Below are 17707 nucleotides of genomic sequence, written 5' to 3' on the forward strand. Positions count from 1 at the left end.
GGAATTCGCGCCTCGAATGACAAGCGCTTTCAGCTAGTCTGCTGGATTGTCTTTTAAAGGGAAATTTTTTGGACGACCTTATTTTACTTGAAAAAGACCGCTGAGAAGCGCTCGCATTCTTCGTTGCTCATTCCGTCCCAGATGCTCATTGCCAGAAGAGGCAGCTCTGCTCTGTGTCGGAATTTACGTCTCGAATGGCAAGCGCTTTCAGCTAGTCTGCTGGATTTTCTTTTTAAAGGGAAATTTTTTGGACGACTTTATTTACTTGAAAAAGACCGCTGAGAAGCGTTCGCATTCTTCGTTGCTCATTCCGCCCCAGATGCTCATTTCCGGAAAAGGCGACTCCGCTCTGTGTCGGAATTCGCGCCTCGAATGACAAGCGCTTTCAGCTGTTCGGCAGACCGCTGAGAAGCGCTCGCATTCTTCGTTGCTCATTCCGTCCCAGATGCTCATTGCCAGAAGAAGCAGCTCTGCTCTGTGTCGGAATTAGCGCTTCGAATGACAAGCGCTTTCAACTGTTCGGCAGACCGCTGAGAAGCGCTCGCATTCTTCGTTGCTCATTCCGCCCCAGATGCTCATTGCCGAAAGAGGCAACTCCGCTCTGTGTCGGAATTCGCGCCTCGAATGTCAAGCGCTTTCAGCTAGTCTGCTGGATTGTCTTTTAAAGGGAAATTTTTTGTACGACTTTATTTTACTTGAAAAAGACCGCTGAGAAGCGCTCGCATTCTTCGTTGCTCATTCCGTCCCAGATGCTCATTGCCGAAAGAGGCAGCTCCGCTCTGTGTCGGAATTCGCGCCTCGAATGATAAGCGCTTTCAGCTAGTCTGCAGGATTTTCTTTTTAAAGGGGGATTTTGGACGACTTAGGTTAAGACTCTCTTTTGAAAAATTTTATTGAGTTGCAGGGGAGGCAAGTTATCTTCATTCGGTCGATTTTTCATACAACTTGATCTGTCCACCGTCTGGCCCGTACATGTTCCCGCTATGTGTCCAATCATATTTTTCATAGTATCCCTCAAGGTCAGTACTAAGATAGAGTGTTCGATAGCCTTTTTCGAAGGCCTCTTTTAAACCATGTTGCAGCAGCATAGATCCTACTTCTTTTCCTCTAAATCCTTCTTCTACATATAAACATGCCAGCCATGGATACAAATCCTGACGACTAGTAAGGTCGTTTCTCAACAAAGCATATGTACCTATTATCTGATCATCTTCAACGGCAACGTAGAATCTGGGAAGATTAGATGTCGCCGTGCAAGAATGAATCATACAGTCTTCATAGAAACTGTAATTCTTTTCATTTCCCCATTGTTTCCAAAATACATGCACTGCTTTTTTAAATAAATCGTCATTTTGATTCCGTAGAACATAAATGTCCATACAGTATTCCTCCAATTAAATTTACTTACTTTACCTTCACTCGAGACATCTTTGTATTCTGTGGACAATGGATGGATAAGTTCTCCAGGATGAGCGTTCAAAAGCAGCACATTAAACGTTAAAAGTGGGTAGGTTACTGATACTTTTTCATAAAATTCCGGTCGATATAGTTTTTGAGCTGCCAAGGCAGAGAGCCGTAGAAAGATGCATTGCCCCATAGCAGCAGTCCTTTTTGAAAGCCTGTGGAAAGAATCGCTAAACTGTTTTTTTGTGGCTGATAGTCTGTTAATGGTTTTTTTGTGAGTGATGCCAACAGGTTCTGCCATAATACAGGACCTTGTCTTACGGCATGAACGCCATTTTTCGCAAGCTGTGGGTGATTGATCATGGTGATGCAGTCGCCCGCTCCAAAAATAGATGGAAAATCAGGAGATTGCAGCATGCCGTTAACAAGCAGAAATCCTTTTTCATCTACAGGAAGTCCGGATTTTCGTAAGACATCCGGTGCTTGTGCTCCGCCTAAATACAGCAGCTGATCAAAAGGAATGACTGTTCTGTTCGTCGTGACAATTTGATTGTTAGTAATCTTTTTAGCCCGTTCGTCTTCATGGAGCTTGATCGAGTTCTCCTGCATAAGCCTGTGCATAATCTGCTGTGCTTTCTCACCGTGCTTTTCAAGGAGAGACCCCGAATAGATAAGTGAAATTTGGTCATATTTTCGCATATATTTTCGTTTCCAGGCTGCAAGAGACAGCGCCATTTCGCACGCTGCCACACCGCCGCCAATCACCGCTGTCCGTCTTGCCAAATGCAGCTCAGTGATGTGGTCAGGAAATTCATGAGCGGGTTTTAATCGTGTCTGATGGTGCTCAAGGCCGGAAATTTCAGGATTTGTTGTATGAGAACCAATATCCAATGAAAGAAGATCATAGGAAAAAAGCTGACCGTTAACCGAAATGGTCTTCTCGACTGGATTGATTTCTTCCACCGATCCTTGATGAAATTCACAGTTTGCCCTTGCTGCCAGATCAGGTAAATGAATCCGTATATCTTCAAGAGAATAAAGTCCTTCAATATATCCTGAAAACATGCCGGAGTAATATTGATAGTCGTCACTTGAGATCAGGATCCATTTTATATCTTGTATAATTGTTTGAGTAAGCTTATTTAAAATTGACAGATGAGTATGTCCTCCGCCTGCCAGAACGATGGTTTTCATTGGAGCCTCCTTAAGATTCTACATAGTCTAATCATACAAAAGGATAGACAAAAAGCAATAAATCTTGATTTTTTAAATAAAGTACAGTAAATTTAAACCGAACGATCGGTAGGTAATGCTTAAAAAGAGGTGAAAAAAATGACAGAGCAAAAATTAAGGAAAGCCGCCATAGAACTTTTTATTGAACACGGGTATGAAGGAACGTCAATTGCTAAAATTGTGCAAAAAGTCGGGATTAGAAAGTCATCTTTCTACGCTCATTTCAAATCAAAGGGTGAATTATTTCTTGCAGTGTTTAAAGAGGCAGTGGGAAAGGAAAGTGACCGAATAAGTGAAATTGAAAAGCAGCTGGCAGAAAAAGAGCCGGTGATGCAGCTGCATGAAATGTTTAAAAACCTTTCTGATCCTCAAAATGGCGGAATGGAGACTCATTTTCTTCACCGTATGCTTTTTTATCCACCAACGGAATTCAAAAGGGAGATGAAGGTTATATTCGGTGAGATGGAAGGAGAAGCGTCTCAAATCATTCGGAAAAAAATTGCAGAAACAGCGAAAAATGCAGACGATACAGAAAATTTACTTGCCGTCTTTTATGCATTAATTGACGGGTTGTCGATTGAGACCCATCTTTATACTGAAGCGGAATATAAAAAAAGACTTCAGGCAGCATGGACTGTTTTTCGTGGAAATTTAAAGTAAACAGGAAGGATGGAGAAAAATGGCTTGGATTTATTTGATTGCAGCGGGTGTAACAGAGATCGTCTGGGCACTTGGACTGAAATTTTCGGAAGGATTTACGAATCTTGTTCCTTCTATCGTAACGATTCTATTTATTACAATCAGCTTTTATCTTCTATCAAAAGCAATGAAGCAGATTCCAGTCGGAACAGCTTATGCTACATTTACAGGAATTGGTGCGGTTGGAACCGCGATTATCGGGATGGCTCTGTTCGGTGAACTGATCAGTGCGGCAAAAATCTTTTTCCTGCTGCTGTTAGTCGGGGGCATCGTGGGATTGAAGCTGGTTGATTCCTCAGAAGAAGAGAAGGTGGGTGAACAGTAATGGCTTGGGTTTTATTAGGAATAGCGGGGATTTTCGAAGTGCTTTTTGTTCTTTCAATGAAGCTTTCAGAGGGATTTACCAAAACGAAATACTTTATAGCATCTGTTGTTGCAGGGGGAACCAGCTTTTATCTTTTATCACTTGCCCTGCTTGAAGTTCCGGTTGGTACAGGCTACGGCGTATGGACAGGCATTGGAGCAGTCGGAAGTGTCGTAGCAGGCATGCTCTTTTTTAAAGAAAGCAAAGATATTCGCAAGCTTGTATTTGTTGCAATGATTGTCACCGGTGTAGTCGGTTTGAGACTAGTATCGGGATAATTGGGATAAACACGAATAAAAAAGCCGCCTATTTTGAAATAGGGGGCTTTTTCATTGGTAGAAAAAGTTGATGATCCTGTTAATAAAGTAGGTTCTTTAATCACCCTGTGATATAACTGGAATGTCCTCTGTACAAAGATTAGGTTTATTGGAGTGGAAGGCGGGGACTCCAGCGTGATGAAGCGGGAAGGGTGAGACACAGAAGATGCGGCAGCATCGATGTGGCTCACCTCCCGCCACGCGGAAAGCCTCCGCCTGGAACGGAAATAAACCGGTCTCGATTAAGAGGTTCATCATTAGATCAACCCGGATGTCCTTAACTATCACCACACAAAAAGCCTCCGCCTGGAACAGAAATAATCCTTCCTGGCAGAGGCTTTTTCATTTTGATCGTATTCAACCTGTTTTCACTTTAGCTTGGTCACCCGCAGCTTCGTCTGAAAACCGATCAATAATGGCAGAGATGGCGCCGTCGCCTGTTACGTTACAGGCTGTGCCAAAGCTGTCCTGTGCCAAATAAAGAGCAAGCATCAAGGACGTCATTGTTCCTGAGAAGCCAAGAATGGATTCTAAAAGACCAAGTGAAGCGACAACTGCTCCTCCTGGAACACCAGGTGCTGCAATCATGGTGATCCCGAGCATTAAGATAAACCGGAGAATCATATCAAAATCAGCAGTTTGTCCATTAATCAGCATGACAGCCATTGCACAGCTGACAAGCGTAATCGTGCTTCCGGATAAATGAACAGTGGCCAAAAGCGGAACACAAAAGTCAGCAATGCGCCCGCGGACACCGGTTTTTTTCGTCCGCTCAAGCGTGACCGGGATCGTGGAAGCCGAGGATTGAGTACCAAGCGCTGTAAAGTATGCAGGAAGCATGGTTTTTACCATTGTAATCGGAGACTGTTTGCGCAAAGAGCCTGCGATGGTGTATTGAATAAATAAATAAAGTAAATGGAGAACAATAATCATGATAAAGACTTTCAAAAATACACTTAAGATAGAGCTTACCTGTCCGCCTTGCGTCATATTGGCGAAAATCCCGAAAATATGAAAAGGCAAAAGAGGAATGATGATTTTTTCGATAAGCTGCTGTATGATCTTGCGAAATTCTTCAAGAATATTTAATAAATAAGAGCTTTTTAAAGACGCCATTCCAATTCCGAGGACAAAGGCCAAAAGAAGTGCCGTCATGACGCCCATTAACGGAGCCATTTCGACTTCAAAAAATCCGGATAGCAATGCGCTTTCGGGATCATCAAAAGCCTGAGAAGCCTGGTTTTCTAGTAAAACAGGGTAGAGAATTGTAGCGGCGCCATATGCAAGCAGTCCCGCTGCAACTGTAGAAGCGTAGGCAATTCCTGTTGTAAGACCGAGAATTTTTCCTGCCCCTTTACCCATTGCACCAATTCCTGGAGCGATAAAAGCAATGATAATAAGCGGGATAGCAAAATTTAAAAAGTTGCCGAATAAATCATTAAACGTTGCAAAGCCTCTGATTAAGCCGTCTGGAGCAAAGCTGCCAATTGTAACCCCTAAGGCAATGGCCAGGATGATTCTTGGAAGTAAACCGATCTTTTTCATGATGAGTCCTCCTGATGTGTACAACTGTATTTATTAGAAGGATTATAACGTCTTATCTCGTATTTGTTAAGAGAAAAGCAGGCTGTTATAAAAGTACATTTTTTCTGAATAATTAGACCATTCACTTCCGGCTCGCCACTTCCCGGTTCTTTTGTTATATTGGGCAAAGAAATGCTGGAATGACAATCTTCTTTATGAACCCTATAAACATGTTAAAATAAAAAAGTATGCGAAAAATAACAAGCAGAATGCCATATTACGATGAACTTATTGGAGGATTTTATAAATGAAAACAAAATTATGTTTATTATTTGGAGGTAAATCAGCTGAGCATGAGGTTTCTCTTCAAACAGCAAAAGCGGTTATAAAAGCGTTGGATCTGGAGAAATTCGACATTGATCCGGTGTTTATTTCACCAGAAGGAGAATGGAGAAAAGGCACTCCGCTTAAAAGCCCTGTAGAAGATGTAGCAGAACTTCAATTTGGTTCAGAGCAAAACGTGTCAGCTGCAGAAGGATTGCAATCGACTTCTCTTCAAACCATCGATTCCACTGACCGTGGCTATGACATTATTTTCCCTTTGCTTCATGGACCTAACGGAGAAGACGGAACGGTTCAAGGCTTAATGGAAGTGCTCAATCTTCCATATGTGGGTAACGGCGTTCTGGCTTCTTCAGCTGGCATGGACAAAGTCATTATGAAAAACCTGTTTAAAGAAGCAGGACTGCCGCAGGTTTCCTACGTATCTTTTATCAGAAGCACATGGGAAACAGATCATGAAGCAGCGTACAAAAAAGTAGAACAGGAAATCGGCTACCCATGCTTTATTAAGCCTGCCAATCTCGGCTCAAGCGTGGGCATCAGCAAGTGCACAAGCCGTGAAGAGCTCGAAGCAGGCTTTACAGAAGCGTTTCTTTATGACCGCAAAATTATTGTTGAACAAGGCGTAAAAGCAAGAGAGATTGAAATTGGCGTTTTAGGAAATGACTTCCCTGAAATGTCAGTACCAGGTGAAATCGTTGCAAAGAAAGATTTCTACGACTATAAAGCCAAATATGTAGATGGTGATTCTGTCATGATTATCCCGGCAGAACTTCCAGACGGAATGGCTGAAACACTTCAGCAAATGTCAAAAACCGCATTTCAAGCGGTCGATTGCTCCGGTCTAGTCCGTGCAGATTTCTTTGTCACAGAAGAAAATGAGATTTTCATCAATGAAATTAATACCATGCCTGGCTTCACACCGTACAGCATGTTTCCTCTTCTGTGGGAGAACTCAGGTGTTCCTTATGCCGAGTTAATTGAAAGACTGGTTGCTCTTGGAATTGAGCGCCATAATGAAAAGCAAAAGATTAAATATACGGTATAAGGAGTTAATCCAATGAAACGAACACTTAAGCAAGTTGCAGACATGCTTGAAATAAATTCCCCGGACACAGCTTTTCATGATGTAGTTATTGAAGGGGCAAGCATTAACACACGCACAATTAAAAAGGGTAATTTATTCATTCCATTTAAGGGAGAAAAAGTGGACGGCCATCAATATGTTGATCAGGCTTTTGAAAAAGGGGCTGCAGCAACCTTGTGGCAGGATGGTGCCGGGACGCCGCCTGCTGGAGTACCTGTTTTGGTCGTTAAAGATCCGGAGCTGGCTCTTCAAAAACTTGCCCGTATTTACAGGCAGGAAGCTTCTTTTAAGGTTGTCGCAATTACCGGAAGCAACGGAAAAACGACAACCAAGGATATGATTGCTGGTATTTTATCTCACTCGTTCAAGGTGCAAAAAACAGAAGGCAACTTTAACAATCAGCTCGGTTTACCGTTGACGCTGCTTGATGTAAAGGAAGATACCGAAGTTTCTGTACTTGAAATGGGTATGAGCGGCTTTCGTCAAATTGCTTTTTTAACTGAACTTGCTCAGCCGGAAATTGCGGTGATCACAAATATTGGTGAATCTCATCTTCAGGACCTCGGTTCAAGAGAAGGCATCGCAAAAGCAAAATTTGAAATTACAGAAGGATTGAGCGAGGAAGGAATCCTGTTTTATTATGGGGATGAGCCGCTGTTAACGGGGCTTGTTGAAAAGGCACCAGGATTCCAGTCTTCTTCCTACGGCTACGGTGAATCCAATGACTTTAGTCCAAAAAGGATTGAAATGTCCGAAGATGGAAGCAGAATTTATTTAAATGAAGAAACGGACGAGTGGATTGATGTCCCAGTACTTGGTAAACATAATGTGCTGAATGCACTTGCCGCCATCAAAGTAGCTCTTCATTTAGGGATGGACACAACGTCTATTACACAAGGCTTTTCGCAAATGAAATTGACGGGTATGCGCATGGAAAAGGTGGATGGCGCTAAAGGCGAGATTATTATTAACGATGCCTATAATGCGAGCCCCACTTCTATGAGAGCAGCCATTGCCTTTGCTGAAGAAGTAAGGGGGCAGGGCCGAAAAATTCTGCTGCTTGGAGATATGCTCGAACTCGGAACGGAGGAAGAAGTGTTCCACCGTGAAATCGGCAAAGAGCTGAGTCCTGACAAAATTGATTATGTTCTGACCTTTGGTGACAGAGGACAATGGATTGGGGAAGAAGCAAGCAAGCGATTCCCTAAAGGAAGGGTCCGCACATTTGGCCAGAATAAAAAAGAGTTGATCTCTATTTTGCAGAAACTGACGGTCAAAGGAGATTTGCTGCTAGTCAAAGGGTCTCGAGGCATGCTGCTTGAAGAAGTGGTAGAAGCGTTAAAATAAGCTGCACCTGCATTCTCATCCCTCTAAATGGGGGTGGGGATGCTTTTCTTTTTTAGCAAAGCTTTACTGTTTTTGATTTAGGGTAAAGAGTAAATACTTACGTTAAGAGAAATCAGGAGTGATACTGGATGGGGCAAAAGGGTTGTTTGCTTATACACGGTTTTACTGGCGGAGCTTATGAGGTAAATCCTTTAGCACGTTATTTGAGAGAACATACAGACTGGATTGTTTCTGTACCTGTGCTGCCGGGACATGGAAGGAAGCTTAATCTTAGGGAAACGACTGCTGCAGAGTGGATTTCCTTTGCAGAAGAAGAATTGAAGCGGCTGTGGCTGTACTGTGATGAAGTATTTGTCATTGGTTTTTCTATGGGGGGATTAATTGCAGCCTACCTTGCTATTCACTATCCTGTCAGCAAACTGGTGTTGTTAAGTACGGCAGCGCTTTATGTGAATACGAAGCAGATTGCAAAAGATATTAACATGTTATTTAAAGATGTATGGAGCAAAAAGTTGAATGAAAATGAATGGTTTGGTCATTATAAATACAAGCTCATTCATACTCCGGTTCGCGCTATGCGTGAATTTCGCAAGATTGCAAAAGCAACGGTTCCTTTGCTTTCCCAGGTAACCATTCCCACATTTATAGCCCAGGGTGAAATGGACGGCATTGTTCCTCCGCGCGCAGCCCGTTTTGTCTACGACCGGATCGGCACGTATGAAAAAAAATTATATTTATCAAAAACGTCCAAACACCTTATCTGCTATGGAGCCGACAGTGAAGCCCTTTTTGGAGAAATCGCTTTCTTTTTGTCGCAGACCGAACACCCTGATGAAGGATGATTGTTTTTTGGTAAAATGCGTGATAAGATATCTAAGACATCTGGTACATTTTGTGCAATGAGCTCTTTTGATAATTGAAGAGTGTATTTTTTTGTTGGTTGTCTTTATCAACATGAAGACCAATTTTATAAAAATTGGCATCTTTGGCGCACTCGGCATATGACCGAGTTTTATTTTTTGCTTAGAAGCAGAAATTCTAATGCAGCCTTTTAATTCTAAGCAGAGTCGACAGTTCAGTTAAGCGGCTAGCTTGCCGGCTGACCTAAATGCGACTTGGGCAGAGTTCGCCCTATATATCTTTATAAGGACAACGATGAAAAGCTATCGCAGTCTTCTAAGCGATCATAGCGATGTGTATGAAATAGATGATTCACAAGACAAAGGAGATTGAAATAATTTGACACTTTTTTCAGAATTACCAATTAGTCCAGTAATCCTAAAATCAATTAAACGTATGGGGTTTGAAGAGGCTACACCAATCCAGTCAGGTACCATTCCATTATCTGTTGAGGGCAGAGATATTATCGGCCAGGCACAGACGGGAACAGGGAAAACAGCTGCATTCGGTATCCCAATGCTTGAAAAAATTGATGTAAAGTCACCTAATATCCAAGGATTGATCATCGCTCCAACACGTGAGCTTGCGATTCAGGTATCAGAAGAGCTTTACAAAATCGGGAGCGACAAGCGCGTACGCGTTCTTTCGGTTTATGGCGGTCAGGACATTCAGCGCCAGATCCGTGCAATGAAGAAAAATCCTCATATCATCGTCGGAACACCGGGACGTCTGCTTGATCATATTAATCGCCGTACATTGAAGCTTGAAAACGTACAGACACTTGTATTGGACGAAGCAGATGAAATGCTGAACATGGGTTTCATTGATGACATCGAGTCGATCCTTAAAACCGTGCCTGACACTCGTCAAACACTTCTGTTCTCGGCAACAATGCCAGGACCGATCCGTAAAATTGCTGAGCGTTTCATGAGCAATCCTGAAACAGTAAGCGTTAAAACAAAAGAAATGACTGTTGAAAATATTGAGCAGTTCTTTGTAAAAGCACATGAGCGCGAGAAATTTGACGTTCTTTCACGTCTTCTTAACGTTCAATCACCGGAGCTTGCGATCGTTTTCGGCCGTACAAAGCGCCGTGTTGATGAGCTTGCCCGTGCACTTGAAATCCGCGGCTACATGGCTGAAGGAATTCACGGTGACTTAACTCAGGCGAAACGTATGTCTGTTCTTAAGAAATTTAAAGAAGGCCGCATCGATGTTCTTGTAGCAACAGATGTAGCAGCCCGCGGACTTGATATCTCAGGTGTTACACATGTATACAACTACGATATCCCGCAAGATCCTGAAAGCTATGTCCACCGTATCGGACGTACGGGCCGTGCAGGCAGAACAGGTATGGCAATGACGTTTGTAACGCCGCGCGAAATGAACTACCTTCGCGTTGTAGAGCAAACAACGAAGAAGAAAATGACGCAGCTTCGTCCACCAAGCTCTTCAGAAGCTTTAGAAGGCATGCAGCGTACAGCAGTGGATTCATTAAAAGAAACCATTGAAAAGAACAATCTTGAAGAATACAAAGTGCTCGCACGCGAACTAATGAACGAAAACGAAGCATTAGACGTAATTGCTGCTGCACTTAAGACGTTAACAAAAGAGCCGGACAGCACACCGGTTGAAATTACACCGGAAAAACCACTTTCATCTAAAAAACATGGTGGCGGCGGAAGCAAGCCATACCGTAAAGATGATAAAAAATACGGAAACCGCGGCGGAAATCGCAGCGGCGGCGGAACTGCAAGCAAAGGCGGATCTAAGCCTTACAACAGCCGTCAACGCCCTGCAACAAGACGCCCTTCATCTTCACGTACTGAAGGTTAATAAAATGAAAAAAGCTGGCGGGAAATTCCCCGTCAGCTTTTTTTATCGATTTGTAAGCTCATACATGACACCATGACTTTGCAGGATAAAGTCGATTTTGTCAAATTGCTGCTTATCCATACTTGGACCACGTTCAAAATCAAGTTCTACCCCATTATTCAGGGTGAGCACGAGGGTTTCATAAGGGATATCATCATTTCGTTTCAACAGTTTTGCTTCTTCGACATCCGACCATTGATATTCTTCTGCGTTTAATGATAAAAATTCATTATGGACAATCCGCTCATCGCGCAGCACAGAATAATTGGTAATACTGACAGCAAGAAGAGCAACCGAAACCATGACAAGAACTGCAGCCGCTATTTTTGCTTTTTTGGCTTTAAAATACATAACGAAACAAAAGATAGAAAGTAAAAGGATGCCTGTGCCAAACAAAATATTGGAAATCGATGGGGTTTTAATATGAATTAAATCTCCAGCGCTAAACCAGACAAGGTGAATTAAATTTGGGGCGACAAACCCCAGTAAAATACCCATCAACAGTGTAATAATGCCCATCACAATCCAAATCATGTTACCTTCTGTAAATGATGAATTCATATGTGTCCTCCTTATACCAACTTTTATTAAATGTACGACGAACAAACGATAAAAGATTCACTTCATTTGAAAATAATTGAATAATCAGGAAAAGATGTCTTTTAAAGTATACAAAAATCCCTCCTAATTGGGAATACCTTTTGATAAAAATTCAAATTTATGGATTAACTCAAAAGTGAAACATCCCACTATGCCGGCACGTAGTATAGTATATAGATAAGAAGCAGCTTACAGATTGGAGAGAATGGTATGGAACGAAGGGAACCAAACAAGAGAATTTCAGAGAGAGCGCTGACAGTCTGGAAATTATATGGCTGGATCAGCACCGCGATACTAGGAGTCATCGGAATTGGCGTGATTACGCTAAGTGTTTTGTTTAACTGGTCGTATTGGTTTATTGTGGGTGCAGCAGCAATACCTATTTTAAATGCTGTTCTATTCGTATATATATTTCCAACGCTAAAATGGAAAAGATGGCGCTATGAAGTAAGGGAAGAGGAAATCGAACTGCAGCATGGTATTTTTATTGTGAAGAGGACTCTCGTTCCAATGGTCAGAGTTCAGCATGTGGATACAGAACAAGGGCCGATTTTAAGAAAATACCGATTAGCGACGATTTCCATTTCCACTGCAGCAACCGTTCACCAAATTCCGGCGCTTGATATTGACGAAGCAGATTCTTTAAGAGACTCTATTTCTGCTCTGGCAAGGGTGGCGAAAGACGATGTCTGAGGAAAAAAGACTTCATCCAATATCCGCAGTCATTAATTTCGTTAAGGCGCTGAGAGAAGCACTTATACCAATCGTGGTTTTAATTTTCTTAAATCAGGGAGAACGGAATTCCTTTTTGGATTACCTGCCGTTTATCGGTATGGGCGTATTTATGATTATTATTTTATTTTTAGGGATTTTAAAATGGTGGAGATTTACATACCGCGTCGAAGAAGGCGAATTACGCATCGAGTACGGACTTTTTGTTAAAAAGAAACGGTATATTCCATTTGAACGAATACAAAGCTTAAATTATTCTGAAGGCATTTTTCACCGCCCGTTAAAGCTTGTAAAAATTAAAGTAGAAACAGCCGGTACTTCGAATTCACTAGAATCAGAAGCTGAATTAACGGCGATTACAAAAGAAGAAGCAAACGAGCTGAATTCTTTCATTTCAAAAGCGAAAAAGAAGATAAAAGAAAGAATTGAAGTAGACGAAGATGGTGTGCCGATTGAAGAAGAGTCTGAACAGGAGGAAGAGGTTGAAGGGAAGATTTTGTACAAGATGAGTGCGAAGGATTTAGTGATCATGGCTACTACGTCCGGAGGAGCTGGCGTTGTCATTTCCGGTCTTCTGATTTTTCTTTCTCAGTTCAGTGAGTTTATTCCTTATGAGACGGTCATGGATGAATTTATGGACGTGGTTCAAAGCGGCATTCTGATTGTGGCGGTTACTGTCTTTATTGTTTTGTTTTTTGCCTGGCTGATTGCAGTAGCGATGACATTTATTCGCTATGCCTCTTTTACCGTCAAACTAGTTGATAAAGACTTGGTGATTACAAGAGGGCTTTTAGAGAAAAAGCAGACGACCATCCCGCTCAATCGAATACAAGGAATCCGTTTTAATCAAAACCTGTTAAGAGAGCCTTTTAAATATGCAGCCGTTACCATCGAAAGTGCAGGCGGATCGGCGCTTGAAAAGGACTCTAATACAATCAGGCTGCTTCCGATGATTCGTTCAAGTGAAGCGCCGCGCATTTTAGAGGAAATCCTTCCTGAATATGAATGGAGCACGGATTTTACCGGTGCACCAAAGCGCTCTATTTTCCGGTATATGTTTTGGAATCTGCTCTTTATTTCATTCATTATTGCACCCGTGTCTTACTTTTTCTATCCATACGGATTGCTGTCACTGCTGCTCTATCCGCTGCTTGCAGGTCTTTCGTGGCTGCAATATAAAAGTGCCGGCTACCGTCTGAGTGAAGACCAGCTGACCGTGCAGTTTCGGGTATTTGATAAACAGATCGTGTACATGAAGAAAAAAAGAATTCAATCACTGGAATTAAAAGAAACCTGGTTTCAGCGCAAGGGCAGAGTCGCTACCTTGTCTGCTACGATCAAGTCGTATATTGCAGGAAGTGTAAATACGGTGAATCATCTTGATGTTAAAGATGTGGAAAAGGTTATGGAGTGGTATCAGCCGGAAACGGCACCGCGTGCGGCAAAGCAGGCAGAAGCCTTGCCTGAGGAGTAAGAAGGAAACAATGACAAAAAGGATCAGACTGGTTGAATGCGGCCTTGGATCACTAGTAATCCATCCGCTTATCACCCAGTCTGAGCTTTTCTTATTTTTTTCTGGAGCTAAAAACAAATAATCCAATGAAAAATCCAGCAGCGAGACCGGCAAAATGGGCTGTTATATTAACATTAGGGGTAAAGAAGGTCATGATCACACTTATGATCAAAAGCGGAAGCATGATTTGCCTTAATTCAGCTGGAGCCCGCTCCTTAAAAATAAGAAGGATGGCTGCATAGACCCCAAACAGACCAAAGATGGCTCCGCTCGCACCGACCGACAAGTACATGGGCGGGTGAATGAGCCAGGTGACCAGATTGGCAATGATGCCGGTTAATAAATAAATAACCGTGAATTGAACATGTCCTGCAATTCGTTCAAGGGCCGGTGCAAACAGCACAAGTGAGAAGGTGTTAAACAACACATGCCATAAGTCAGCGTGAGCGAAAATGGGTGTGACAAGCCTCCACCACTCACCAGCGGAAATTAAAAAATTTGCACCAATCATAAAGCCCATTGTACTGTCCCCGATACTGCCGGGAAGGGATGTTAAAATAAAGACAACAGCGTGAATAATGACAAGAGTGGATACAACAGGATAAAGTTTAATAAATTGTGATAGACTTTCTGTACGTACGAACAATGAAATGATTCCTCCCTCTTAAAACTTGGATCATTCCTTTCATCATACAATAAATTCAGATAAAAAGGGTGAGCAGATGATTAGTGGAATTGGCCTCGACTTAATCGAGCTGAACCGGGTCAGATCTGTCGTCCGGAGACAGCCTAAACTTGCCGGACGCATCCTGACTCAAAATGAGTTGCACCAGTACCTTGCTTTTTCGGAAGAAAGAAAGATTGAATTTCTTGCAGGCAGATTTGCAGCAAAAGAGGCATATGCAAAAGCACTGGGAACAGGAATTGGTTCTCATCTTTCCTTTCAGGATATTGAGATTGTAAAAGATTCAAATGGCAAACCTTTTATAAAAGCGGACACACCAGGCGTGGTGCACCTCTCCATCACCCATACAAGAGAATATGCTGCTGCTCAAGTCATTATTGAGCACAGTGGAACATAAGCTAAAGCGTAAGAACAGGAAACTGGTTCTTGCGTTTTTTATTTTACCTATGAAGACGAGCCTGCAAGGGACAAACCATTATAAGGAAAGGGGAGAAAAGAAGAAACGAGGTGATCGGTATTAAATGGGATGGCGCTAATGGAACAGGGGGATAGGTGCAGAGTGTTTCATCAAATTTGAAAAAATTACTGCTTGCTTCCGACCTATTCAGTTTGAACAAAACAAGTAAATAAATCCTCCATTTGCGCTGTAACCGCCATCAATCAACTCTTGTCTGCTGCATTTGTTTTGCGAATATTTAACAGGCTTGTCTCATATGATCATATGGCACCAACACACGAACGGAGCGTTGACTCAACAAAGGGGAGGAAGCCATGAAGAAGCTAGCTTGGTCGTTGTTAATTGGATGTTTGGTCCTTTTATTGTCTGCGTGCGGAGAGACTACGAAAGAAGAGGCAACAAGCGATCTATCTGAAAAAGTTGAGGATGTGGATGGGTACAAGGCAACGGCGAAGATGGTATTTGAAACAGGGGAAGAGCCACAGGAATATGATGTGGAAGTTTGGCATTCAAAGCCGAACTATTACCGGGTTCATTTAAAGCACGCTGAAGAAAAGCAAAGTCAAATGATTATCCGCAACGATGAAGGTGTATTCGTTTTGACTCCTGCCTTAAATAAAAGCTTCCGTTTTCAAAGTGATTGGCCGAGCAATGGAAGCCAGGCGTACTTAATTGAATCACTGGTAAAAGACATTGAAGAAGATGATGCAGCGACATTTGCAGAAAAAGATGGCGCCTATGTATTTGAGTCAAAAACACGGTACAAGCATCAGCATATGTTCCCGATGCAGGAAGTGATCTTTGATAAGGATTCCCTTACTCCTTCTTCAGTTAAAGTAAAAGATGCAGAAGGAAACGTGAAAATCAGTTTAACTTTTACGAACGTTGATCTGGATGCCACATTTGAGAAAAGTGATTTTAATCTCGAGAAAAATATGATGGGTGCTCAGCTGGAAGTGCCTGTTTTAGGCGACGGAGAAGAAGAAGAGCCTTTTGCAGTCCTGTACCCGACGCTAGAGCTTGAAGGTACAGCCCTTCATGAAGAAGAAGAAGTGGAAGTTGACGGCGGAAAGCGTGTCATTATGACGTTCAGTGGGGAAAAGAATTATACGCTGATTCAGGAGAAAGTTGATGCTGCTCCGGTGATGATGACCACAACCGATGCCCCTGGAGACGTAGTTGATCTAGGTTTTGCGGTCGGTTCGATTACCGAGCAATCCGTATCCTGGACCTATAACGGGGTTGATTACATGCTTGCTTCAACCGACTTATCTCAAGAAGAAATGGTGAATGTTGCTCGATCCGTTCAAGGGGATATGATAAAATAGCCACATCTTTATTTAAGGAGCTGATTCTTTTGAGTCGCTCCTTAAATGATTCTTAAGGGTGTGGATACTTATGAAGGCTCAGGAACAGTTTCACCGTGATACATGGGTTGAGGTGGATTTAGATGCCATCGAGCATAATATTGAACAAATTTCACAAGTGATTGGGCCTAAGGTTGGGATTATGGCTGTTGTAAAAGCCAATGCGTACGGTCATGGCTATGTTCAAATTGCCAAAACCGCTCTTTCAAGCGGCGCAACTCATTTAGCTGTCGCTTTTATCGACGAAGCACTTTTCTTGAGAAAACAGGGAATTCAGGCGCCAATTGTTGTACTCGGTGCTTCAAGACCCTCAGATGCTGAACTGGCTGCGAGGCAGAGCATTCGCTTGACCATTTATTCAAAAGAATGGCTGCAGCAGGCAGAGACATATCTTACGAAGGACGCTACCCTTCTCGTGCATCTGAAATGTGATACAGGAATGGGAAGGCTCGGAATTAAAACGGCTCAAGAGCTTAAGGAAATAGAAAAACTGGTTCACGATATAGAAGCGATTTCAATCGAAGGAATCTACACTCATTTTGCTACTGCAGATGAATTGGATCGATCGTATACAGACCGGCAAATGGATACTTTCACAACTCTTGTTGCAGAGCTTAAAGAAAAACCGCCGCTGGTGCATGCTTCCAACAGTGCTGCTGCTTTATTTAGACAGGATTCACTTCTATCCATTATACGGTTCGGCATATCAATGTACGGGTTATCTCCATCAAGTGAAATTGCGGACAGGCTGCCGGCAAAGCTCATTCCCGCACTTTCTTTGCATACGACCATTGTTCAAGTGAAAAAGTTAAAACGCGGTGAAAAAGTCAGCTATGGAGCCACGTATGAAGCAGCTGAGGAAGAATGGATCGCCACTCTTCCGATTGGATATGCTGACGGTTGGATTCGTAAAATGCAGGGCTTTGAAGTGCTGGTCGATGGCATTCGGGTTCCGCTAGTAGGAAGAATTTGCATGGATCAGTGTATGATCCGGCTGCCGGATGAATATTCTCCTGGTACACGGGTAACCTTGATTGGAAGACAAGGGAAGAGCGAAATAAAGATTGAGGAAATAGCGGATTATCTTGATACCATTAATTATGAAGTGGCATGTGCAATTTCTGCGCGGGTGCCCCGAATTTACTGGAAGGAAAAGAAGTCTGTTTCTGTATTAAATGCGCTAATGTAGTCAATGCTTGCAAATAATTGTCAGATATATTCCGATTGGACCTTCTCACATGGCGCTTTTAGTGGTACTATT

17 protein-coding genes are annotated in these 17707 nt (G+C 42.5%); 12 read left to right on the forward strand and 5 right to left on the reverse strand.

Annotated features, from left to right (window positions below; translation table 11 throughout):
* Window positions 1–920: 920 nt before the first annotated feature.
* Together KR50_RS06320 and KR50_RS06325 are read right to left on the reverse strand one after the other, a co-directional pair.
* Window positions 921–1379 carry a GNAT family N-acetyltransferase gene (locus KR50_RS06320; RefSeq protein WP_041056320.1) on the reverse strand — a complete coding sequence of 153 codons (459 nt, stop codon included), beginning with the start codon at window positions 1377–1379 and terminating at the stop codon, window positions 921–923.
* Between the two features lie 133 nt (window positions 1380–1512).
* Window positions 1513–2598, reverse strand: coding sequence for an FAD-dependent oxidoreductase (locus tag KR50_RS06325; RefSeq protein WP_041056323.1), 1086 nt, complete (start codon window positions 2596–2598; stop codon window positions 1513–1515).
* Window positions 2599–2736: 138 nt separating this feature from the next.
* Here KR50_RS06325 and KR50_RS06330 point away from each other — a divergent pair, with 138 nt between their 5' ends.
* From KR50_RS06330 to KR50_RS06340, 3 genes are read left to right on the forward strand one after another with little or no spacing between them, the layout of a single operon-like run.
* Window positions 2737–3297, forward strand: a complete 561-nt coding sequence (locus KR50_RS06330) for a TetR/AcrR family transcriptional regulator (protein WP_041056326.1) — start codon at window positions 2737–2739, stop codon at window positions 3295–3297.
* A gap of 19 nt (window positions 3298–3316) precedes the next feature.
* Window positions 3317–3661, forward strand: coding sequence for a DMT family transporter (locus KR50_RS06335; protein ID WP_041056329.1), 345 nt, complete (start codon window positions 3317–3319; stop codon window positions 3659–3661).
* Window positions 3661–3978, forward strand: coding sequence for a DMT family transporter (locus tag KR50_RS06340; protein WP_041056332.1), 318 nt, complete (start codon window positions 3661–3663; stop codon window positions 3976–3978). The genes KR50_RS06335 and KR50_RS06340 overlap by 1 nt, the downstream gene beginning before the upstream one ends.
* Window positions 3979–4374: 396 nt before the next feature.
* Here KR50_RS06340 and KR50_RS06350 read toward each other — a convergent pair whose 3' ends face one another.
* Window positions 4375–5562 (reverse strand): dicarboxylate/amino acid:cation symporter, encoded by a 1188-nt coding sequence (locus KR50_RS06350; protein WP_041056337.1) that lies wholly within the window; start codon window positions 5560–5562, stop codon window positions 4375–4377.
* A 286-nt stretch (window positions 5563–5848) separates the two neighbouring features.
* Here KR50_RS06350 and KR50_RS06355 point away from each other — a divergent pair, with 286 nt between their 5' ends.
* The 4 genes from KR50_RS06355 (at window position 5849) to KR50_RS06370 (ending at window position 11053) form a co-directional block, all read left to right on the forward strand.
* On the forward strand, window positions 5849–6931 hold the full coding sequence (locus KR50_RS06355) for a D-alanine--D-alanine ligase (protein WP_041056341.1): 1083 nt from the start codon (window positions 5849–5851) through the stop codon (window positions 6929–6931).
* Window positions 6932–6943: 12 nt separating this feature from the next.
* Entirely contained in the window at window positions 6944–8317 is a 1374-nt protein-coding gene (locus tag KR50_RS06360; protein ID WP_041056344.1) for a UDP-N-acetylmuramoyl-tripeptide--D-alanyl-D-alanine ligase, read from the forward strand.
* Window positions 8318–8445: 128 nt separating this feature from the next.
* Window positions 8446–9159, forward strand: a complete 714-nt coding sequence (locus tag KR50_RS06365) for an alpha/beta hydrolase (protein ID WP_041056347.1) — start codon at window positions 8446–8448, stop codon at window positions 9157–9159.
* A gap of 397 nt (window positions 9160–9556) precedes the next feature.
* Window positions 9557–11053 (forward strand): DEAD/DEAH box helicase, encoded by a 1497-nt coding sequence (locus KR50_RS06370; RefSeq protein ID WP_041056348.1) that lies wholly within the window; start codon window positions 9557–9559, stop codon window positions 11051–11053.
* 42 nt (window positions 11054–11095) lie between these two features.
* Here KR50_RS06370 and KR50_RS06375 read toward each other — a convergent pair whose 3' ends face one another.
* Window positions 11096–11653, reverse strand: coding sequence for a hypothetical protein (locus KR50_RS06375; RefSeq protein WP_041056350.1), 558 nt, complete (start codon window positions 11651–11653; stop codon window positions 11096–11098).
* A gap of 249 nt (window positions 11654–11902) precedes the next feature.
* Here KR50_RS06375 and KR50_RS06380 point away from each other — a divergent pair, with 249 nt between their 5' ends.
* Both KR50_RS06380 and KR50_RS06385 read left to right on the forward strand, forming a co-directional pair.
* Window positions 11903–12385, forward strand: a complete 483-nt coding sequence (locus KR50_RS06380) for a PH domain-containing protein (RefSeq protein ID WP_041056351.1) — start codon at window positions 11903–11905, stop codon at window positions 12383–12385.
* On the forward strand, window positions 12378–13898 hold the full coding sequence (locus KR50_RS06385; RefSeq protein WP_052476842.1) for a PH domain-containing protein: 1521 nt from the start codon (window positions 12378–12380) through the stop codon (window positions 13896–13898). The genes KR50_RS06380 and KR50_RS06385 overlap by 8 nt, the downstream gene beginning before the upstream one ends.
* A 91-nt stretch (window positions 13899–13989) precedes the next feature.
* Here KR50_RS06385 and KR50_RS06390 read toward each other — a convergent pair whose 3' ends face one another.
* A complete protein-coding gene (locus KR50_RS06390) occupies window positions 13990–14583 on the reverse strand; it encodes a rhomboid family intramembrane serine protease (protein ID WP_041056353.1) in 594 nt (197 codons plus the stop codon).
* 76 nt (window positions 14584–14659) lie between these two features.
* Between KR50_RS06390 and acpS the strand changes: the two genes are divergently transcribed.
* From acpS to alr, 3 genes are all read left to right on the forward strand, one after another.
* Window positions 14660–15019 carry a holo-ACP synthase gene (gene acpS / locus KR50_RS06395; protein ID WP_041056355.1) on the forward strand — a complete coding sequence of 120 codons (360 nt, stop codon included), beginning with the start codon at window positions 14660–14662 and terminating at the stop codon, window positions 15017–15019.
* Window positions 15020–15393: 374 nt separating this feature from the next.
* Window positions 15394–16407, forward strand: coding sequence for a LolA family protein (locus KR50_RS06400; protein WP_041056358.1), 1014 nt, complete (start codon window positions 15394–15396; stop codon window positions 16405–16407).
* Window positions 16408–16477: 70 nt separating this feature from the next.
* Window positions 16478–17635, forward strand: a complete 1158-nt coding sequence (gene alr, locus KR50_RS06405; RefSeq protein WP_041056361.1) for an alanine racemase — start codon at window positions 16478–16480, stop codon at window positions 17633–17635.
* The last annotated feature ends 72 nt before the right edge of the window (window positions 17636–17707 follow it).

This window comes from Jeotgalibacillus campisalis, assembly GCF_000829515.1.
Taxonomy (GTDB): domain Bacteria; phylum Bacillota; class Bacilli; order Bacillales; family Jeotgalibacillaceae; genus Jeotgalibacillus; species Jeotgalibacillus campisalis.